General features: G+C 28.7%; 20 protein-coding genes. 19 read left to right on the top strand and 1 reads right to left on the bottom strand.

Annotated elements, in window-relative coordinates; translation table 11 throughout:
* Window positions 1-287 precede the first annotated feature (287 nt).
* From IC175_RS15715 to IC175_RS15790, 16 genes are all read left to right on the top strand, one after another.
* Window positions 288-722 (top strand): helix-turn-helix domain-containing protein, encoded by a 435-nt coding sequence (locus IC175_RS15715; protein WP_227831398.1) that lies wholly within the window; start codon window positions 288-290, stop codon window positions 720-722.
* 224 nt (window positions 723-946) lie between these two features.
* Window positions 947-2041 carry a helix-turn-helix domain-containing protein gene (locus tag IC175_RS15720; protein WP_227434706.1) on the top strand — a complete coding sequence of 365 codons (1095 nt, stop codon included), beginning with the start codon at window positions 947-949 and terminating at the stop codon, window positions 2039-2041.
* A 4-nt stretch (window positions 2042-2045) separates the two neighbouring features.
* Window positions 2046-2246: a PLD nuclease N-terminal domain-containing protein gene (locus tag IC175_RS15725; protein WP_227434707.1), complete on the top strand. Its 201-nt coding sequence runs from the start codon at window positions 2046-2048 to the stop codon at window positions 2244-2246.
* A complete protein-coding gene (locus tag IC175_RS15730) occupies window positions 2243-3163 on the top strand; it encodes an ABC transporter ATP-binding protein (protein WP_413927252.1) in 921 nt (306 codons plus the stop codon). The genes IC175_RS15725 and IC175_RS15730 overlap by 4 nt, the downstream gene beginning before the upstream one ends.
* The gene (locus IC175_RS15735; protein WP_227836499.1) at window positions 3160-3918 is read left to right on the top strand and encodes an ABC transporter permease; all 759 of its coding nucleotides are present in this window, start codon (window positions 3160-3162) and stop codon (window positions 3916-3918) included. The genes IC175_RS15730 and IC175_RS15735 overlap by 4 nt, the downstream gene beginning before the upstream one ends.
* 403 nt (window positions 3919-4321) lie before the next feature.
* On the top strand, window positions 4322-5395 hold the full coding sequence (locus IC175_RS15740; protein ID WP_227434710.1) for a DUF362 domain-containing protein: 1074 nt from the start codon (window positions 4322-4324) through the stop codon (window positions 5393-5395).
* A 69-nt stretch (window positions 5396-5464) separates the two neighbouring features.
* Window positions 5465-5728 (top strand): hypothetical protein, encoded by a 264-nt coding sequence (locus tag IC175_RS15745; RefSeq protein WP_021382847.1) that lies wholly within the window; start codon window positions 5465-5467, stop codon window positions 5726-5728.
* Between the two features lie 207 nt (window positions 5729-5935).
* Window positions 5936-6913, top strand: a complete 978-nt coding sequence (gene bioB / locus IC175_RS15750) for a biotin synthase BioB (RefSeq protein WP_227851709.1) — start codon at window positions 5936-5938, stop codon at window positions 6911-6913.
* Between the two features lie 220 nt (window positions 6914-7133).
* A complete protein-coding gene (locus IC175_RS15755) occupies window positions 7134-8156 on the top strand; it encodes a LacI family DNA-binding transcriptional regulator (protein ID WP_227434712.1) in 1023 nt (340 codons plus the stop codon).
* 41 nt (window positions 8157-8197) lie between these two features.
* Window positions 8198-9091 carry a ribokinase gene (gene rbsK, locus IC175_RS15760; protein ID WP_227434713.1) on the top strand — a complete coding sequence of 298 codons (894 nt, stop codon included), beginning with the start codon at window positions 8198-8200 and terminating at the stop codon, window positions 9089-9091.
* 47 nt (window positions 9092-9138) lie between these two features.
* A complete protein-coding gene (locus tag IC175_RS15765) occupies window positions 9139-10095 on the top strand; it encodes a substrate-binding domain-containing protein (RefSeq protein ID WP_227836501.1) in 957 nt (318 codons plus the stop codon).
* Window positions 10096-10145: 50 nt separating this feature from the next.
* The gene (locus tag IC175_RS15770; protein ID WP_227434715.1) at window positions 10146-11657 is read left to right on the top strand and encodes a sugar ABC transporter ATP-binding protein; all 1512 of its coding nucleotides are present in this window, start codon (window positions 10146-10148) and stop codon (window positions 11655-11657) included.
* Entirely contained in the window at window positions 11641-12639 is a 999-nt protein-coding gene (locus tag IC175_RS15775; protein ID WP_227434716.1) for an ABC transporter permease, read from the top strand. The genes IC175_RS15770 and IC175_RS15775 overlap by 17 nt, the downstream gene beginning before the upstream one ends.
* A 154-nt stretch (window positions 12640-12793) precedes the next feature.
* Window positions 12794-14056 carry a M20 family metallopeptidase gene (locus IC175_RS15780; RefSeq protein WP_227851710.1) on the top strand — a complete coding sequence of 421 codons (1263 nt, stop codon included), beginning with the start codon at window positions 12794-12796 and terminating at the stop codon, window positions 14054-14056.
* A gap of 19 nt (window positions 14057-14075) precedes the next feature.
* Window positions 14076-14819: a glutamine amidotransferase gene (locus tag IC175_RS15785; RefSeq protein WP_227851711.1), complete on the top strand. Its 744-nt coding sequence runs from the start codon at window positions 14076-14078 to the stop codon at window positions 14817-14819.
* A gap of 164 nt (window positions 14820-14983) precedes the next feature.
* On the top strand, window positions 14984-16369 hold the full coding sequence (locus IC175_RS15790; protein ID WP_413926675.1) for a M20 family metallopeptidase: 1386 nt from the start codon (window positions 14984-14986) through the stop codon (window positions 16367-16369).
* Between the two features lie 365 nt (window positions 16370-16734).
* On the opposite strand, the gene IC175_RS15795 is transcribed toward IC175_RS15790, so the two are convergent.
* Complete coding sequence (locus tag IC175_RS15795) at window positions 16735-17337, bottom strand: nitroreductase family protein (protein ID WP_227851713.1); 603 nt, start codon at window positions 17335-17337, stop codon at window positions 16735-16737.
* 306 nt (window positions 17338-17643) lie between these two features.
* Here IC175_RS15795 and IC175_RS15800 point away from each other — a divergent pair, with 306 nt between their 5' ends.
* The 3 genes from IC175_RS15800 to IC175_RS15810 all read left to right on the top strand — a co-directional run bounded on the left by IC175_RS15800 (window position 17644) and on the right by IC175_RS15810 (window position 19941).
* Window positions 17644-18258 (top strand): TetR/AcrR family transcriptional regulator C-terminal domain-containing protein, encoded by a 615-nt coding sequence (locus IC175_RS15800; RefSeq protein ID WP_227851714.1) that lies wholly within the window; start codon window positions 17644-17646, stop codon window positions 18256-18258.
* A 410-nt stretch (window positions 18259-18668) separates the two neighbouring features.
* Window positions 18669-19508, top strand: coding sequence for a DUF5685 family protein (locus IC175_RS15805; RefSeq protein ID WP_227851715.1), 840 nt, complete (start codon window positions 18669-18671; stop codon window positions 19506-19508).
* On the top strand, window positions 19498-19941 hold the full coding sequence (locus IC175_RS15810) for a hypothetical protein (RefSeq protein ID WP_227434723.1): 444 nt from the start codon (window positions 19498-19500) through the stop codon (window positions 19939-19941). The genes IC175_RS15805 and IC175_RS15810 overlap by 11 nt, the downstream gene beginning before the upstream one ends.
* Window positions 19942-19947: the final 6 nt, after the last annotated feature.

Below are 19947 nucleotides of genomic sequence, written 5' to 3' on the forward strand. Positions count from 1 at the left end.
GTACAATATCTCTACATAAAACTCATTATGTTTTACTCAATTCTTAAATAGAGTATACTACTTGGAGTTAACTACAACACAAGCATTTTTTATTATTTAAGAATAAATAATTAATTTTTATTAAAAAATCTATAATTAAATATTAATATTAGTATTGTTCATATAGAATGATTCATCATGTATGTAAATTAAAGTTTACATATTTCAAACTTTGCTTTGTAGAATCATTGAGTTTAATACTTTATAATTGAAATATAATTATTTTTACCTTGAAAGGAGTTTAATATATGAATTTAGGAGACAAGATTACAAAACTAAGAAAGAAATATAATTATTCTCAAGAATTGTTGGCTGAAAGACTAAATGTATCTAGACAAACTATTAGCAAGTGGGAATTAGGGCAAGCTAAGCCAGACTTAGAAAATATAAAAAATATATCAAAGCTATTTAATATTACTTATGATTACTTAATCGATGAAAGTAATTTATGTTCTAAAGATGTAACTGATAATATTAGTAAGGATGTTGACTGGACAAAAGCATGGAGCTCTAAGTATCCTATTTTAGAAACATATGTTGACATAGAAGGGATAGAAAAGTATCAAATAGCTATTGAAGAATTATATTCAAGATTTGAAAAGGAATACAGGATGAGCAATGAGAATAATGTACTCATATTAAAAGATATTTTATACAAGACGTTTAAAAAACATGATAAATAAAAAATATATTTGGATATATTCATATGTGGTTTTGTATAAAAATGTGGAAATGATTGGAATAAATAAAAAATTATATAAATTGAATTTAAAAATATATTTAAGCAGGTATCTAAGATACCTGCTTATTTGTTTCTCTATGGTTGATTTTTTCATCAAAAGTCAACTTCAAATCGCTTGTTAGGTTTATGTATTTAAGGATATAATTATACAAAGGAGGCGTTGATATGAATGAATTAAACATTGCAAAAACACTAATTTTAAAGCGTAAAGAAAAAGGAATTACACAAGATGAACTTGCAAATTATATAGGTATCTCTAAAGCTTCTGTGTCTAAATGGGAAACTGGGCAAAGTTATCCTGATATCACTTTTTTACCACAACTCGCGACATATTTCAACATTACAGTTGATGAATTAATTTGCTACGAACCACAAATGATTAAGGAAGATATTAATAAACTATATCAGCGATTGTGTAAAGATTTTACTGTTAAACCATTTGATGAAGTTATGGATGAAATAAGAGAAACCATAAAAAAATATTATTCATGCTTTCCTTTGATTTATCAGATGGGTATTTTGATAATTAATCATTATGACCTTGTAGATGAAGAAAAACGTGAACTATTAATTAGTGAAGCATTAGAAATTTTTATTCGAATACGAGAAACAAGTGATGATATAGAAATTTGTCGTCAGTCAAAAGGTATGGAGGCAACTTGTTATATCTTGTTAAATCAACCTATAGAAGTTATTGATTTATTTCAAGATAGCAATTTTCCCATGGTAAATGAAAGCATACTTCTTGCACAGGGACAAATGATGAATGGTCAAACTAATGAAGCTAATGAAACGTTACAGATTGGAGCATATCAGAATCTTACATTATTAGTTCAAGATTTAGTGGGACTTCTGCAAAACTCAGATAAATCACAAATTGAAGAAATAGAAAGACGTATTTTAATAATTTCAGATACATTTGACCTTAATGAATTATCTCCTGGTGTTATGTTTTCTGTATATTTGACTCAGATACAAATGAATTTAATACATGGAAATACTAAAGGAGCTATTAAGTCGTTACAAAGATATGTAGATTTGGCAATAAGTGATATATATCCAATTATGCTACATAGTGATGACTTTTTTAATCATATTGATTGCTGGATTTCTGAGATTGGAACAGGTATTACACGTGATGATACAATTGTAAAGGCAGGTATTGTTGCTGCTATTAAGAATAATCCTATGTTCTCTGTATTAAATGAGAACAAAGAATACAGATTTCTTATAGAAAAATTATCTTTATTGGAGGAATAAGATTATGGAAAATTTAATGGAATATCTACCACTTTTACTTCCTGTTATTATTTTAAATTTAATACTTGTAATTACTGCACTTATTCATATAATAAAACATCCAAATTATAAAATTGGTAATAAGGCAATATGGATTATTTTAGTGCTATTTATAAGTATAATAGGTCCAATTTTATATTTCACTATAGGAAGAGGTGATGAATGATGAATATTGTTTCAATAAATGGGTTATCAAAAAGTTTTGGTAATCGAAAGATAATAGATAAGCTAAATCTTACTGTACCAGAAGGGTCAGTATTTGGATTTGTAGGTAAGAATGGTGCAGGCAAGACTACAACAATGAAAATGGTGCTTGGGTTAATTGAAGCAGATAGTGGAACTATAAATGTTTTTGGTGAGAAGGTGACTTATGGAAGAACAAGTTCTAATCGCCATGTAGGTTATCTACCTGATGTTCCAGAGTTTTATAACTATATGAGACCACTTGAATATCTTTCTCTTTGTGGAGAAATCACAGGGCTTTCAAAACAAGAAATAAAGTTAAGAAGTGAAGAGTTGTTGACACTTGTGGGACTTGGAAATGAAAAGAAACGAATAGGTGGATTTTCTCGTGGAATGAAGCAACGTCTTGGGATAGCTCAAGCATTACTTTCACGCCCTAAATTACTTATTTGTGATGAACCAACAAGCGCACTTGACCCTGTTGGGAGAAAAGAAATATTAGATATTATGTTTAAAATCAAAGACTCAACAACTGTAATATTTTCAACACATATACTGTCTGATGTTGAAAGAATTTGTGACCATGTAGCTATATTAAATAACGGAAGCATTGCTCTTAGTGGTACACTTTCAGAAATAAAAAGTATGCACGGAAAAGATAGACTTTTATTGGAGTTTTCAAGTAATGATGAAATCCAAGCATTTAAGTCTAGTAGTAGCATTAAATCCTTACTTAAAGATTCAGAAGAGACTAATATGGAAATTATTTTCCATGGTAAAGATATAAAATCAATACAACAAACAGCCATATCTACACTTGCAGAAATGAATCTTTGTCCAATAAAGATGGAATTAATAGAATTGTCACTTGAAAATTTATTTTTGGAGGTAGTAAAGTGAGAGAATACATAGCATTTACAAAAAAAGAATTTGTAGAGAACGTAAGAAATTATAAATTATTTAGTTTGATTATTTTATTTTTAATATTTGGAATAATGAGTCCTCTTTCTGCTAAATTTATGCCAGACTTGATTGCTCATTTTGCCCCAACTTTAAAAGTTACTGCTCTACCAACTGCTTTAGATTCTTGGACACAGTTTTCTGGCAATATTTCTGGTCTTGGAATGAGTTTAACTCTAATTATTTTTTGTAATATTTTATCAAACGAATATTCTAAAGGGACACTTGTCATTATGTTGACTAAAGGATTGTCACGTTCGTCTGTAGTATTGTCTAAATTTTCTATTTCAGTAATTATTATGACCATTGGTTTCTGGCTGAGCTTTTTATGTACTTATGGTTATACAATGTATTTTTGGCCAACTGCAAATCTTAATCATGTTGTATTTTCAGCATTTAACTTATGGATAATTGGTATTATGTATATTACTATATTAATTCTTGGATGTGTACTATTTAGACCAGCATTTGCAAGTGTATTACTTGTATTAGTAGTAACTCTTGTTTTGAGTTTAATTTCTATTCCTAAACAGGTTGCACCTTATACGCCTAATTTCATATTATCAAAAAATATAGATTTGATTTCAGGGAAAGTGACGGCTCCAGAATTTATTATTCCAATCATTGTAACAATCATTATTTCAATAGTGTGTCTGTTATCAGCTGTTATTTTATTTAATAAAAAACCAGTTTAATGATATCTTTATTATAAATGTAAATAGCACTGTATTGTGTAAAAATATACTTAGTAATATATAAGAATATATCTAAGTAAAAAAGACTTGAACTTAAGTTTCAAGTCTTTTTTTGTTTTAGTCGTACTCATTATATTTTATAATAATTAAATTATTAGCTTAAGGAATTGTTTAAAAATAAAAAAGGAGATAGATTATAATCTAGTGATTATAGGTTATTTAAGATATGCTATAGTATATAGAGCCTAAACTAGTAAAGAATTAAAAAAATGTAGTAAGGAGTTAAAATAATATTGTTTTTATTAAATAAAGATAAGAATCTTTAATTGTGGTAAAATATACTAAAAAATTACTTTAAAAGTGATAAAATTAATTCAAGTAAATATTTTAAAGGGGTGTAGATATGGAAAAGTCAAAAGTATATTTTTGTGACTTATACTCAAATTCGCAAAATAAAAATGTGCCAAACAATGTAAGAAGATTATTTGATACAGCAGGATTCAAAGATTTAATAGAAAAGAATGACCAAGTAGCAATCAAACTTCACTTTGGAGAAAAAGGAAATACTACATATATGAGTCCTGTAGCAGTTAGACAAGTGGTTGATAAGATTAAAGATTGTGAAGGAAAGCCATTTTTAACAGATACAAATACATTATATACAGGGAGTAGAACAAATTCTGTAGACCATCTTACAACAGCTATAGAAAATGGTTTTGCCTATGCAGTGGTAAATGCACCAGTAATAATTGCAGATGGATTGTACAGTAGAAATTATGAAAATGTACAAATAGATAAAAAACATTTTGAAAGTGTGAAAATAGGTGGCGAAATTTATAATTCTTCTGCAATGATAGTAATGAGTCATTTTAAAGGTCATGAAGCAGCAGGTTTTGGAGGAGCATTAAAAAATTTAGCTATGGGGTGTGCAAGTGCAGCAGGAAAGCAAATGCAACATTCTGATGTTACACCAGTAGTAAAAGAGAAGAAGTGTGTAGGATGTGGAAAATGTGTTAATTCTTGTCCTACAAAAGCTATAAGTATAGTAGATAAGAAGGCGATTATAGATTCTGATGTGTGTTATGGATGTGGAGAATGTCCAACTGTCTGTCCAACTAGAGCAGTAACTATACAATGGGAAAGTGACTCAGATGTATTTGTTGAAAAGATGGCAGAATACGCTTATGGAGCAGTATCAAACAAAAAAGATAAGGTAGGATATATAACTTTTGTTATGAATGTGACTCCACTTTGTGATTGTGTGCCTTGGTCAGGTAGACCGATTGCACATGATATAGGAATATTAGCATCAACAGACCCAGTAGCTATTGAACAAGCATGCTATGATTTGGTTTGTAAGGAAATGGGTCATGATGTGTTTAAACATGAGCATCCTCATGTAAATGGAACTAGAATAATAGACTATGCGTGTGAAATGGGAATGGGAAATAAAGAATATGAATTAATAAAATTATAAGAATAGTAGGACTTAAATGCATATAATTATTGTAAGAGAAATTTAAAAGTATCAAAGGAGTATGCATTTATGAAAATTTACTATGAGAAAGAAAATAGCAAGAAAGCTAATGTAAACAATATTCCAAGTGTATTTGCATTTAATTTTCTAAGAAACTTTTTAACTAGCAAAGAGTATGAGGAAACTAGAAAAGAATATTTTATAAATAATCTAACAAAAAGTCAGGTTAATCAAGCTATGAAGGATTTAAAATGGCTATTTAGAGAGTATGAAGGCTTAGAGGTTGTTACAATGGAAAGCTTGGATGGAGTTAAGACAAGAATAGTTTTATAAATTAATAAGAATGATTCTTTAATAAAAAATACTGTTTTAATAATGATACGTATAAGATATTATACAAATACTATTTTAGAACAGTATTTTTTTTCGTAATAGTAAACCTATATATAAAATAAAGTTGACCAATAAATGTTGTCTATGTAATACTATATATAATAAGTAAACTATATAAAGAATATAAGTTGACAAATAGGAGGATATATGGAAAAATACATAGTCAAATTAAAAAATAAAATATTGAGTGGAAAAGAAATAAATTATGAAGAAGCTCTTAATTTAATAAGTATTGACACTAATAACAAAAACAATTTTGATATCTTATTAAAATCTGCAAATGAAATAAGAGAATATTTTATGGGAAGAAAAGTAGATTTATGTACAATAATGAATGCTAAGTCTGGCAAATGTAGTGAAGACTGTAAATTTTGTGCACAATCATCTCATTATAAAACTGGGATAGAAGAATATTCATTACTAGATTATAATGAGATTTTAAAGAGAGCTAAAGAAATGGAAAGTAAAGGAGTACATAGATTCTCTTTAGTTGCAAGTGGTAAAGGTATGACAGGAAAAGAGTTTAATGATATTTTAAATATCTATGAAGGATTAAGAGAAAATACTAATTTAAAATTATGTGCATCTCTAGGAATTATAGATTATGAGCAAGCTAAAAAGCTAAAATTAGTAGGTGTGACTACATATCATCATAATGTCGAGACATCTAAAGATAATTTTGATAATATATGTACAACACATACTTATCAAGACAGAATAAGAACAATTAAAGAAGCTAAAAGGGCTGGATTAGATGTATGTGTAGGTGGAATCATTGGGATGAATGAAAGTAAAGAACAAAGACTACAAATGGCTTTTGAAATACGAGAATTAAATACCAAATCAATTCCAATAAATATTTTAAACCCTATTAAGAATACTCCTATGGAAAATTATGATGTATTAGAGCCTATGGAAATATTAAAAACAACAGCAGTATTTAGATTTATAATTCCTAATGTATACATAAGATATGCTGGTGGAAGGCTATCTTTAAAAGGGTATGACAAAATTGGATTTAATGGTGGTGTAAATTCTGCAATTGTAGGTGATTATTTAACAACTGTAGGAAATGGAATTGAAAATGATAAAAAAATGATTATAGAACAAGGACTTGAACTTTAATAAAGATTACTTAAATTAATTAATGTACTTTTAAATAATTATAAAAGTATATTAATTTTTTTTTGTATATTAATATAAATATTAAATTTGAATTTATAAATTGCAATATTATGAAAAATGAGAAAAATATCAAAATTTGTATAAAGTAGTTGCAAAGCGAAAAAAGATATGATAGTATCTAGGTAACCGGTTAAGTAAAACGGTTTCCTAAATTGTGGGGGTGAACTTCTTGAGTATAACTATAAAAGAGATTGGCGAATTGGCTGGTGTTTCCAAAACAACTGTATCAAAAGTCATTAATAATAAAGATGAAAATATAAGTCAAGCAACAAGAGAAAAGATTTTAAAAATAATGAAGGAAAAAAATTATGTTCCAAATAAATTAGCACAAAGTTTAGTAACTAAAAGAACAAATACAATAGGACTTCTTATACCAGATATACGAAATCCATTTTTCACAGATGTATCAAGAGGTGTGGAAGATAAAGCTAATGAGGAAGGTTATAATATAATTTTATGTAATACAGATGAAGATGCCAAAAAGGAATATGAAGGGATAAGAACATTATCAGAAAGAATGATAGATGGAATTATATTTGCAGCATCATCAAATACAAACTGGAAAGAGGCAAATTACAAAGATATAAAAATACCAACAGTATTAATCGATAAGAAAATAAGTATGAATAAAGAAACCTTAAAAGGCATAGTTAAAATAAATAACTTTGAGGGTGCATATATAGCTACAAAACATTTATTAGATATTGGAAATAAGAAAATAATATACTTGAGTGGTCCACTTCAAAATGAAATAGCAATAGATAGATTAGAAGGATATAAAAAAGCTTTAACTGAGTGTAATTTAGATTACAATTCTAATTATGTATTTGAAGGAAAATATAAGATTGAATGGGGCCAAGAATTTATAAAAAAATTAGAAGTGATAGATTTTAATGCGATATTTTGTGCAAATGATTTAATTGCAATAGGTGTTATCAGAGGTCTTCAAGAAAGAGGATTAAATATACCAAACGATGTAAGCGTTGTGGGATTTGATGATATTCAAACTTCTAGTTTAATAAGTCCTCCACTTACAACAGTACGACAACCATCTTATGATATAGGATATAAAGCCAGTGAAATATTAATAAATTGTTTAAGAGGAGATAAGAAAGAATCCTTTGATGAATTAATTTTTAAGGCAGAACTAGTGATAAGAGCTTCAACTAAAGAAAGTAATTAACAGCATGAAAAGCATAAATAGATATGTAAAGGAGTAACGTAATGGGAAACATAGTTGTCATAGGAAGTGTAAATATGGACATGGTATGTTCTGTAGATAAAAGACCAGAAAAAGGAGAAACAATACTAGGTAATAGCTTTTTTACATCACCTGGGGGAAAAGGTGCTAACCAAGCAGTTTCAGCATCTAAGTTAGGTGCAAATGTAAAAATGATATCTTGTGTAGGGGAAGATAGCTTAGGCGAAGAATTGATACGAAATTTTAAAGAGAATAAAGTTGATTATAATTTGATAGCTAGAAATAATCAAAAAAGTTCTGGTGTTGCTGTCATAACACTATGTGAAAATGATAATAGTATTGTTGTTGTGCCAGGAACAAATGAACTAGTAGATATAAACTTAATTAAAAAGAATGAAGAAGAGATAAAGAATGCAGATATAGTATTACTACAGTTAGAGATTCCACTAGAAACAATAAAATATGTAGTAAATTTCTGTTTTGAAAATAATATAAAGGTTTTATTAAATCCAGCACCAGCAATAAGATTAGATGAAGATATAATAGAAAAAGTAACCTATTTAACACCAAATGAACATGAATATAAGATAGTTTTTGACACAGAGGAAAGTATAGAAGAAGTATTAAAAAAACATCCAAATAAACTTGTAGTAACAGAAGGAAAAAATGGAGCTAGATTTTATGATGGTAAAGAAGTAAAACATGTGTCTTGTATAAATGTTGATGTTCAAGATACTACAGGGGCAGGTGATACTTTTAATGGAGCATTGTCAGTAGCTATAACAGAAGGCAAAGACTTATATACAGCAGTAGGGTATGCTGTAGTAGTGTCAGGACTATCTGTAACAAAATTAGGTGCTCAATCTGGAATGCCTTATAGGGAAGATGTTGAAAAATATTTAGATATTAATAAATAAAAATTAAAATTGTTCAAATCTAAAACTATTAAAAATGGAGGGTAATTATGAGAAAAATTTTATCTTTAGGAATTGTTGCAACACTAGCAGTAGGAATGTTAACAGGATGTTCAATGGATGGACCAGGTAAATCAGAAAAGAAGGATAATTCAGCTAAGAAAGATTTAACTATAGGGGTATCTACAATAACTCTTCAACATCAATTTTTTATAGACATTGATGAAGGGATAAAAGAAAAAGCTAAAGAACTAGGTGTAAAAGTCATAGTAAATGACCCAGACCAAGATGTAGCTAAGCAAACATCAGCTATAGAAGATTTTATACAACAGGATGTAGATGGAATGATAGTACTTGGAACAGATAATTCAGCTATAGTACCAGCTGTAGAGGGAGCATTTGAAAAAATGCCTGTAGTTACAGTAGATGCTGTATTAAATACTGAAAATATTACAAGTTATGTTGGAACAGTTAGTTACGATGCTGGTAAAAAATTAGGCGAATACACTAAAAAGTATATAGATGAAAACTTAGGTGGAAAATCAGAAATTGCAATAGTAACAGATTTAAAATCTCAAATACAAATGCAAAGAATAGATGGGTTTAAAGAAGCATTAAAAGGTTCAGCTAATGTTAAAATATTAAACTCACAACCAGGATATGATAGAGAAGAATCTCTTAATACTGTAGAAAACTTAATTCAATCTAATCCAAATGTAGATATAATATATGCAACAGCTGAAAATAGTGTATTAGGAGCTAAAGCTGCACTTGAATCTGCAAAAAATAAGGATGTTAAGATTGTAGGATTTGATTTAACTGATGAAGCAGCAACTGGAATAACAGATGGAACTGTTCTTGCTATGATTCAGCAACAACCTAAAGAAATGGGACGTTTGGCAGTAGAAGCAGTAGTAAAGGCTATAAAAGGTGAAAAGATAGAGAAAAATATACCAGTACCAGCCTTACTTTATGATAAAGAAAATATAAAAGACTTTAAGAATTAATAAAAAATAAGATTATTTAAAAGAAATCCTATCTAAAAAGGAGTGTCATTATGAGTAATATAATTCTAAAGTTAAGTAATATTGCTAAGGAATTTCCTGGAGTTAGGGCGTTGGATAATGTTAATTTTGAGTTATTTCATGGCGAAGTTCATGCACTACTGGGTGAAAATGGTGCTGGTAAATCAACAATGATAAAGATTTTAACTGGTGCACATGCAAAGACTGCTGGTAAATTTATTTTTGAAGGAAAAGAGATAGAAAATATATCACCAGATATTTCTAAAAAAATAGGTATAAATGCCATATATCAAGAATTAACAGTATTTGATGAATTGACAGTAGCACAAAATATTTTTATGGGAAAAGAAATAAATGGCAAGGTCTTAACTAATGATAAAAAAATGAATGAAGAATCTAAAAAGATTTTTGACAATATGGGAATAGATATAAATCCAAGTAGCTTAGTCAAAGAACTTAGTATAGCTCAAAAGCAAATGGTTGAAATAGCAAGAGTTTTATCATCAGAAACTAAGGTCTTGATAATGGATGAGCCAACATCTTCAATAAGTAAAAAAGAAACTGAGATACTTTTTAGACTTATAAATGATTTAAAGAGTAGTGGAGTTAGTATAATATATATTTCTCATAGAATGGAAGAACTTTTTGAGATTTGTGACAGAATAACTATAATGCGAGATGGGAAAACGATTTCGACTTTGAATACCAAAGAAGTATCATCTGAGGAAGAATTAGTTAATTTAATGATAGATAGAAAATTAGACCAATTTTTCCCTAAAAGAAAGGTAGAAATCAAAGAAGAAATTATGAGGGTAGAAAATCTAACTAAAAACAATGTTTTTAATAATGTCAGCTTTAATATAAGAAAAGGAGAAATTTTAGGAATAGGTGGATTAGTTGGAAGCAAGAGAAGTGAAATCGTAGAGGCTATATTTGGACTTAGAACATATAGTTCTGGGAAAATATATTTAAATAATAAAGAAATTAAATTTAAAACACCATCGGATGCAATTGAAAATGGTTTAGGGTTGATAACAGAAGATAGAAAAGGCACTGGATTATTTTTACAGATGAGTGTCAAAGAAAATACAACTATGGCAGGATTAAAGAAAGTATCTAAATTTAAATCAGTTATAGATAGAAAAAAAGAAAAAGAAGTTTTAGAAAAATACATAGAAGCTTTAAAAATAAAGACTCCACATATGAATCAGGTTATACAGAGTTTAAGTGGTGGTAACCAACAAAAAGCTATAATAGCCAGATGGCTTTTATTACAACCAGACATATTAATTATGGATGAACCGACTAGAGGTATAGATGTAAATGCTAAAGCAGAGATATACAATCTAATGGGTGACTTGGTAGAGGATGGCGTAAGTATCATAATGATATCTTCAGAGATACCAGAGTTGATATCAATGAGTGACAGGATAATGGTTATGAGAGAGGGTCATATAAGTGGCTTTTTAGAAGGTGAAGAAATGGTTGAAAATAATGTATTAAAATTGGCTTTTGGAGGTAAAATTAATGAGTTCAATAACTAAGCATAAAGAAAATGCTTCATCTCCATTATTATCAAAATTAACAAGTGTATTTAAAGACCAGGGGAGTGCAGCTATAGGACTTGTAATAATTTTTATAATAATGAGTGTAGCTTCATCTAATTTTTTAACTTTAGATAATTTAATTAATGTTGGAAGACAAATATCAATAAATGCAATTCTTGCAGTAGGGATGACTTTTGTAATAATTACAGGAGGAATAGACTTAAGTGTAGGAGCAGTAATTGCTTTAGTAGGTACATTTTGGGCTACAACAGTAGTGAATTACAATGCACCTGTATGGGTGGGTATGTTACTGGCATTAGCAATTGGAACAATACTAGGTATCATAAAAGGTGCAATTATTTCAACACAAAAATTACCACCATTTATCGTAACTTTAGCTATGTTGACAATAATAAGTGGAGCAAGCTTTGTGTTTACAGGAGGGAGACCTATATCAGTAAACACAGATGCATTTAAGATGCTTGGTAGAGGATATGTTGGACCAATACCAATACCAGTTATAATTATGATTATAGTCGTAATAGCAGGACATTTTCTCTTAAAAAGAACTGATTTTGGACGCCATGTACATGCTGTAGGTGGGAATGAAGAAGCAGCTAGACTATGTGGAGTAAAAGTAAATAAAGTCATAGTTAAAGTATATGCCTTAGCTGGATTATTAACAGCTTTAGCTGGAATAATATTATCTTCACGTTTAGCATCAGGTTCACCAACTGTTGGAGATGGAGCCGAATTGGATGCTATAGCAGCAGTTGTGCTTGGAGGTACTAATATGATGGGTGGTTCTGGTTCTATAGTAGGTACATGTATAGGTGTTGGAATAATAGGAATATTAGGAAATGGATTAAACCTATTGAGTGTATCTTCATATAATCAGATGATTATAAAAGGTTTGGTAATGTTATTTGCTATATGGATAAATAACATAAAATTAAAAAAATCAGCTAAAGTAAAATAATAAATATTACTTAACTAGTAAGCTATAAGAATTATTAGTTTTGCATAGGTGCTAAATAAAAAGGATAGGTATTAAATAAAAAGAAAGATTGTAATTTAAGCAGAGGATATTAACTTTGAAATCTTAAATGTGAAAATAAATCTTGGGAGGAAATATGAAAAAAATTCTCTTAGATACATTAAATAGCAATAAAAAAGAATATATAGACTATTTAAAAGAGCTTGTAAGTATCAAAACCGAAGATGTAGGTCATGGAATACTAGGTGGATTTGAAAAGGAAGGTCAAGAATATATTGAAAAACTTGCAAATTCCATAGGTTTTAGTGTAAATAGGCAAGAAATGAGCGAAGATTTAATTAAAAAGGCAAAAGACATATATAAAGAAGGTAATCTAGGTCACAATTATGATGATAGATATAATTTAATATGTAAGTACAGTGATAATTTGCCTGGTAAGACAATAGTTTTTAATGGTCATGTAGATACTATGCCACCTGGTGATATAAAAAAATGGAGATATAATCCATATTGTGCTACAGAAGATAAAGGGAAGCTTTATGGACTTGGAACTGCAGATATGAAATCTGGTCTAATGGCTTCAATATTAGCTGTAAAACTTATAAAAGATAGTGGCTTAAATATACCTGGCAATATAAAGGTAATGTCGGTGGTAGATGAAGAAGGCGGAGGAAATGGAACTATAAATGCAGTTATGAATGGAATTGATGGAGATTACTGTGTAATTTGTGAACCATCAGAGAAGGACATAATAATTGCACATATGGGATTTGTATTCTTTGAGGTTGAAGTTAAAGGTGTATCTCTCCACTGTGGAAGTAAGTGGGAAGGTGTAAATGCTATAGAAAAGGCAATGTTATTACTCCAAGATATAAAAGAGTTAGAACATAATTGGCTTATGAGGTATAAACATGCTTTATTACCTCCACCTACAATAAATCTAGGCGTAATAAATGGTGGAACAGCAGGTTCTACTGTACCAGATAAATGTGTATTTAATTTATGTGTACATTTCTTGCCAAATACAATGAGTTATGAGCAAGTTGTGGAAGATATAACTAAGGTTATAATGACAAGAGCTGATGGAGATTTGTGGCTTAAAGATAATAAACCAGAGATAAATATATATCAATCAGGATTAGGTTTTGAGATGGACAAGCAATCTGAATTTATAGTTAATACTCAAAAGATATTAGAAGAAACCTTAGAAAGAAAGCTAAATATAAAGGGGTCAACGGCTGGAAATGATGCAAGACTGATGAAAAACTTAGCTAAAATCCCAACACTAATATTAGGGCCAGGTTCAATAGAACAATGTCATTCAACAGATGAGTATGTTGAAATTCAAGAGTATTTAGACAGTATACTTATGTATGCCAGTCTAATATTAAACTTATAAAAGTAGGAGGAATATATAGATGAAAAAAGTATTAATAGTAGGGGAATCGTGGGTAAAAAATATAACTCATATAAAGGGATTTGACACATTTGTTACAACACATTATGAAGAAGTAGTAAAATGGTTAAAAGAAGCAGTAGAGTCTGGAGGATATGAAGCAGTTCATATGCCTGCACATGTAGCAGCAGACAGTTTTCCATATAAATTGGAAGAGTTAAATGAGTATGATTGTATAATATTATCTGATATAGGTTCTAATACATTCTTATTATCTAATAGTACATTTATAGATTGTAATAGTAAACCAGATAGACTTGAGTTAGTTAAAGAGTATGTAAATAGCGGTGGAGCATTAATCATGGTAGGTGGATATATGTCATTTACAGGTATAGATGCAAAAGCTAGATTTGGAGAAACTGCTATCAAAGATGTATTGCCAATAACAATGATAGATAAAGATGATAGGGTTGAAAAACCAGCAGGAATAACTCCAGTCGTTGTTGATTCTGAACATCCAGTTTTAAAAGATATACCAAAGGAATGGCCACAGTTTTTAGGATATAATAAGACAATAGCTAAAGATAATTGTCCTGTGCTAGCGACTATTGGAGGAGACCCATTTGTAGCTGTTGGCGAATTTGGAAAAGGAAAATCTGCTATCTTTAGTTCTGATTGTGCACCTCATTGGGGTCCAAGAGAATTTACTGATTGGAAATATTATAATAAATTATGGGTTAATATGCTTGATTGGTTAACATGCTAAAAATTTTATAAATTTAAAAGACCTCTTACTTGATAAAGTATAATTTACAAGTCAAGAGGTTTTCTTATATAAAATGATTATAATATAGAAGCTATTTAAAAAATAATTATTTTATATGATTAAATAATATAATTATTAGTCTTATGGAGGAGAATATGGTTAATATAAATGATTTAAATAAAAAATTTATAATGGATTATATAGATAAAATACAAGGAGAGTTAAGAGATATATCAGATAAAATATGGAAAAATCCAGAACTTCAATATAAAGAATATTATGCTTCAAACTTACAAAAAGAATATTTAAAAAAACATGATTTTAGTGTAGATGAATTAGAGGATATGGATACAGCATTTGTAGCTAGCTATGGAGAAAGTAAGCCAGTTATAGCAGTTTTAGGTGAATATGATGCATTAGATGGTTTGTCTCAAAAAGTATCCATTACAAAAGAACCTATTTCAGATGGTGGTTCGGGTCATGGTTGTGGACATAATTTACTTGGTACGGGTTCAATAGGAGTTGTAATTGCAATAAAGGAACTAATCAAACTAAAAAAATTGAAAGGAACTATAAAATATTATGGATGTCCAGCAGAAGAAGATTTGTCAGGAAAAGTATTAATGATAAAAAAAGGTTTCTTTAATGGAATTGATTGTGCATTTAGTTGGCATCCATTTGATATAAACACTCCAATAAGAATTCCAACTCTTGCTAATTATTCTGTAAAGTTTAGATACAAGGGTGTTAGCGCACATGCAGCACAAGCTCCTTATAACGGAAGAAGTGCACTTGATGCAGTGGAACTTATGAACATAGGCTGTAACTATTTAAGAGAGCATATATTTGATAGCTGTAGAGTTCATTATGTAACTACTAATGGTGGAAAAATGCCAAACATAGTTCCAGACTTTGCAGAAGTATGGTATTACATAAGAGGCGTTAAAATGGAGCATGTAAGAGATGTATTTGACAGAATTGTTGATATAGCAAAAGGAGCAGCATTGATGACTGGTACTAGTATGGAATATAATATTGTAAGTGGAGTATATGACTATATTCCAAATACAATATTAACAGATGTTTTATCAAAAAACATGAAATTGATAGGAGTACAAAAGTATGATGAAGATGACTACTATTTTGCAAAAAAATTAGTTGAAACAGTTTCTATAGATAAAAGAATTAGTGTGTCTAGTGTATTAAGTGGAAACAAGGAAATTACTAAGATGAATCTACATGATGAAGTTACAGATGATACCTTTACTCATAATAACTGTATATCACTATCATTAGATATTGGAGATGTTAGTTACATAACTCCCACAGCACAATGTTCTTGTTCAGTTTGGCCTATTGGTATTTCTGCTCATACATGGCAATCTTGCGCTAGTGCAGGTTCTGACATGGGATTTAAAGCGATGTTGTTAGCATCAAAATCTATAGCATGTTCAATAAATGATGTAATGCTTGATGAATCTATTGTAGATAAAGCAAAAAAGGAATTAAAAGATACTTTAGGCAGTTTTGAATATACTCCAATTATTTAAAAATTAACTTAATGTAAGTAAGATTGAATTGTATGAATTAGTATAAATATATATTGAGAGCCATAGGAACGATTAATTCTAAGACACAAACAAAAGTAAAAATAATTGATTATGATGGTATACATATACTTTAAAAGAAATACAGGAAAGTTATTTACTAGGGTTGAAGGAAAAGAATTTAATTTCAGGCTCAATAAAAGGACTTATAATTTATAAGTCCTTTTATTATATTTATTCTTTGTTTGTAATTAATTTGATTATCTTAGGCTCAGTTAAATTATAGATTCCTCTGAGAAACAGCATGTCATCTATTATTAAAAATATGTAAGAATAGTTTATAAATATTTGGTTTTCAATATTATTTATTATATCCATTTTATTGATGGATGAGGAATGGCTCTGCCTTCCTTAATTACAGATGTTGTAGGGAAACCGATTGTACAGGCATCAAAGCCATATTCACCTGTTGGTACTCCTAAAATATCGCAAAAATCTTTATTATTACTTAATCTTCCTATTACACTAACAAGTTCAAAACCTAATCCTAAAGCAGTTGCTTTAAGCCACATATTCTGCATAACATGAGATAATGACTTTTGTTCTATGGCTGGTATTCCACGACGTTCTGCCACAATAATAAGATAAGGTGCTGACCCTACACCAAGAACCCCTTTTTTAACTTGCATCTTTAAAGAAGTAATGAAGGATTGTAGAGCGATGTCGTTCTCAGCCTTCTTCTCATGGGTTGATATTTGAGTTTTAATAACATCAACAAGAATAGTTTTTATTTTATCCATTTGTAAACTGTTATTTGAGATAACAAAGAAATGTCTGAAATCTGTTTGTTTTGCTACTGCAAGTATTGCATAAGGTGCAAGTCTTCCAGTTTCAATTATTTTTTCAACCAGTTCTTTTGAAGGTACTTCTTTTGTAAAACTTCTTATGGATCTTCGAGTTCTTAATAGCATATCCAAAACTTCATTAACATTGTTTTTATCTAAATTGTTCATTTTTATCCTCCATTAATACTATTCTTAAGATATCCCATAATGCATCCATATAAAGGCGAAATTTTAGGTCATATTAAACATTTACTTCAAATCAATTTGCTATTTTTTATGAACACATTGTTGATTAATAATCTATATGTATATTATAATATGTATATTGATTTATGCAATGAACAATAATATTTAAATTGTTAAGTAATAAACATTTAATATAAAATTGTCAATTAAAATTAAAAAAATTTATATAGAGCGAGGAAATAATTCATGAAAAAAGTATCTGTTGATAGAAGAACAATACGTACTAAAAAAATGATTAGGTCTGCATTAGCAGAGTTAATTGATGAGAAAGGATTTAACAATATATCAGTTACTGACTTAACTCAAAGGGCAGATATAAATAGAGGAACCTTCTACCTGCATTATGTTGATAAGTATGACTTGTTAGAGAAAATTGAAAATGAAATAATACAGGAAATTGAAGAAGAGACTAAGCACCTTGATTCAGTCAACATGATGAACATGGATGCCTCAAATGAACCTCTTCCATTTATGGTAAAGCTTTTTGAATATTTTAGAAAAAATTCAGTAATTATTAAATCTATTTTAGGTCCAAAAGGTGACCCTACCTTTGAAAGAAAAATAAAAAAATTTATTGAAATCAATTTGTTTGAGAAACAAAAGTTAAAAAATTTTAACATAGATGAGGCAATAATTTCGGAAGAATATTTTATACAATATATACTTTCAGCAGACTTAGGTGTAATTCAATATTGGCTTGAAAAAAACATGAAAGAATCTCCTGATGAAATGGCACTGATACTTGCTAGAATGTCGTTACTTGGTCCATTAAGAGCATTAGGTATTCGTAAAGACTCATAAAAACCATCAGAAAAATAATTCTAAACAATGAATTATAATTTTATTAATGATATAATAATAATTAATAAAAAATAGAGAAATAATGACTTGTTCAAATGCAAAGGATATACTACTGTTAAATGATATAAGTAACTTAGAGATAACACATAGTAAGTCAAAAGGATATATAACATTAGTAAGTAAAAAAGAGTAAAAACTTACATAATGTACTATATAATAAATGATTTAGAAAATAAATATAATGAGTTTATAGATAACAAAGTAAATATTTATGTAAGTCACAATACTTTTTATAAACCATAAAGAAGTATTGAGAATATAAAAGAGTTAAATGTGATATTTATAGATATAGATTGTTACAATACAAATTATAATTTATTATATAAAAAGTAGTACAAGAAGGAGTATTTATGTTTGGATATGTTAAAATAAACAAAATGGATTTAACATTTAGAGAATATGACCATTACAAAGCTTATTATTGTGGGTTATGTAAATATCTAAAAAGAAATCATGGAGAAATCTCAAGGTTTTCTTTAAACTACGATATAACATTTCTAATTATCTTATTAACTTCAGTATATAAGCCAGAGTCTATAAGTACAGAAGAAGTGTGTATAGTCAGTCCATTTAAGAAGAAAAAGATAATAACAAATGATATTACCGAATATGCAGCAAGTATGAATGTTCTTTTAACGTATTATAAATTGGAAGATAATTTAATGGATGATAAACGCATAAAAGATAAATTAGCATATTATATATATAAAAACAAATTAAACTTAGCCTATGAGAAATATCCTGAAAAAGCTGAGTATATAAAGCAACAATTAAATGAATTAAATAAGTTAGAAAAGGACAAAAATATAAATATAGATGAAGTGTCTAATGTCTTTGGAAATATAATGGGAGAAGTATTTGCATATAAAAAAGATGAAAATGAGAGAAATCTAAGAATGATAGGCTTTAATATAGGTAAATATATATATTTACTAGATGCATATGAAGATTTAGATGAAGATTTTAAGAAAGGAAGATATAATCCTTTTATAGAATATATAGATAAAAATGATGAGTTAAAAGAAAAAGTAAAAAAAATAATTGTAACATCATTAGGTTTTTTAGCTAGGGGAATTGATAATTTAAATCTAAATAAAAACGTTGGAATAATAGAAAATATAATTTATTCTGGAGTTTATTTAAGATACATGAATATATTAGAAAGTAGAGGTGGAAAGAATGTACAGTAATACTTATAATAATGAAAATTTTATGAGAGCAAGAGCTTTTATGGAAAATAGTGAATTTAAAAAAGCCTATGATTTTTTAAAAACATTAACTGACAAATGTGCAGAGTGGTATTATCTAACTGGTTTTTCTGCGATGAATATTGGATATTATGAAGAAGGAGAAGACTTCTTAAAGAGAGCAAAATTCATGGAGCCTGAAAATCAAGAATACAATGATGCACTTAGAAGTTATACACAATATAGAAATGAATATAACAATAGAGCTGATAATTATAATAGAAGAAGACGTAATGATTTAGATGGATGTTGTTGCTGTTGTTGTGATGACTGTTGTTGCTGTCTAGGTGATGATTGTTGTGAAAACTGCGCTAAACTTTGGTGTCTAGATTCCTGTTGTGAATGTTTTGGTGGAGATTTAATATCTTGTTGTTAGGATGAT

The sequence above is a fragment of the Clostridioides sp. ES-S-0123-01 genome (assembly GCF_020658415.1).
Taxonomy (GTDB): domain Bacteria; phylum Bacillota; class Clostridia; order Peptostreptococcales; family Peptostreptococcaceae; genus Clostridioides.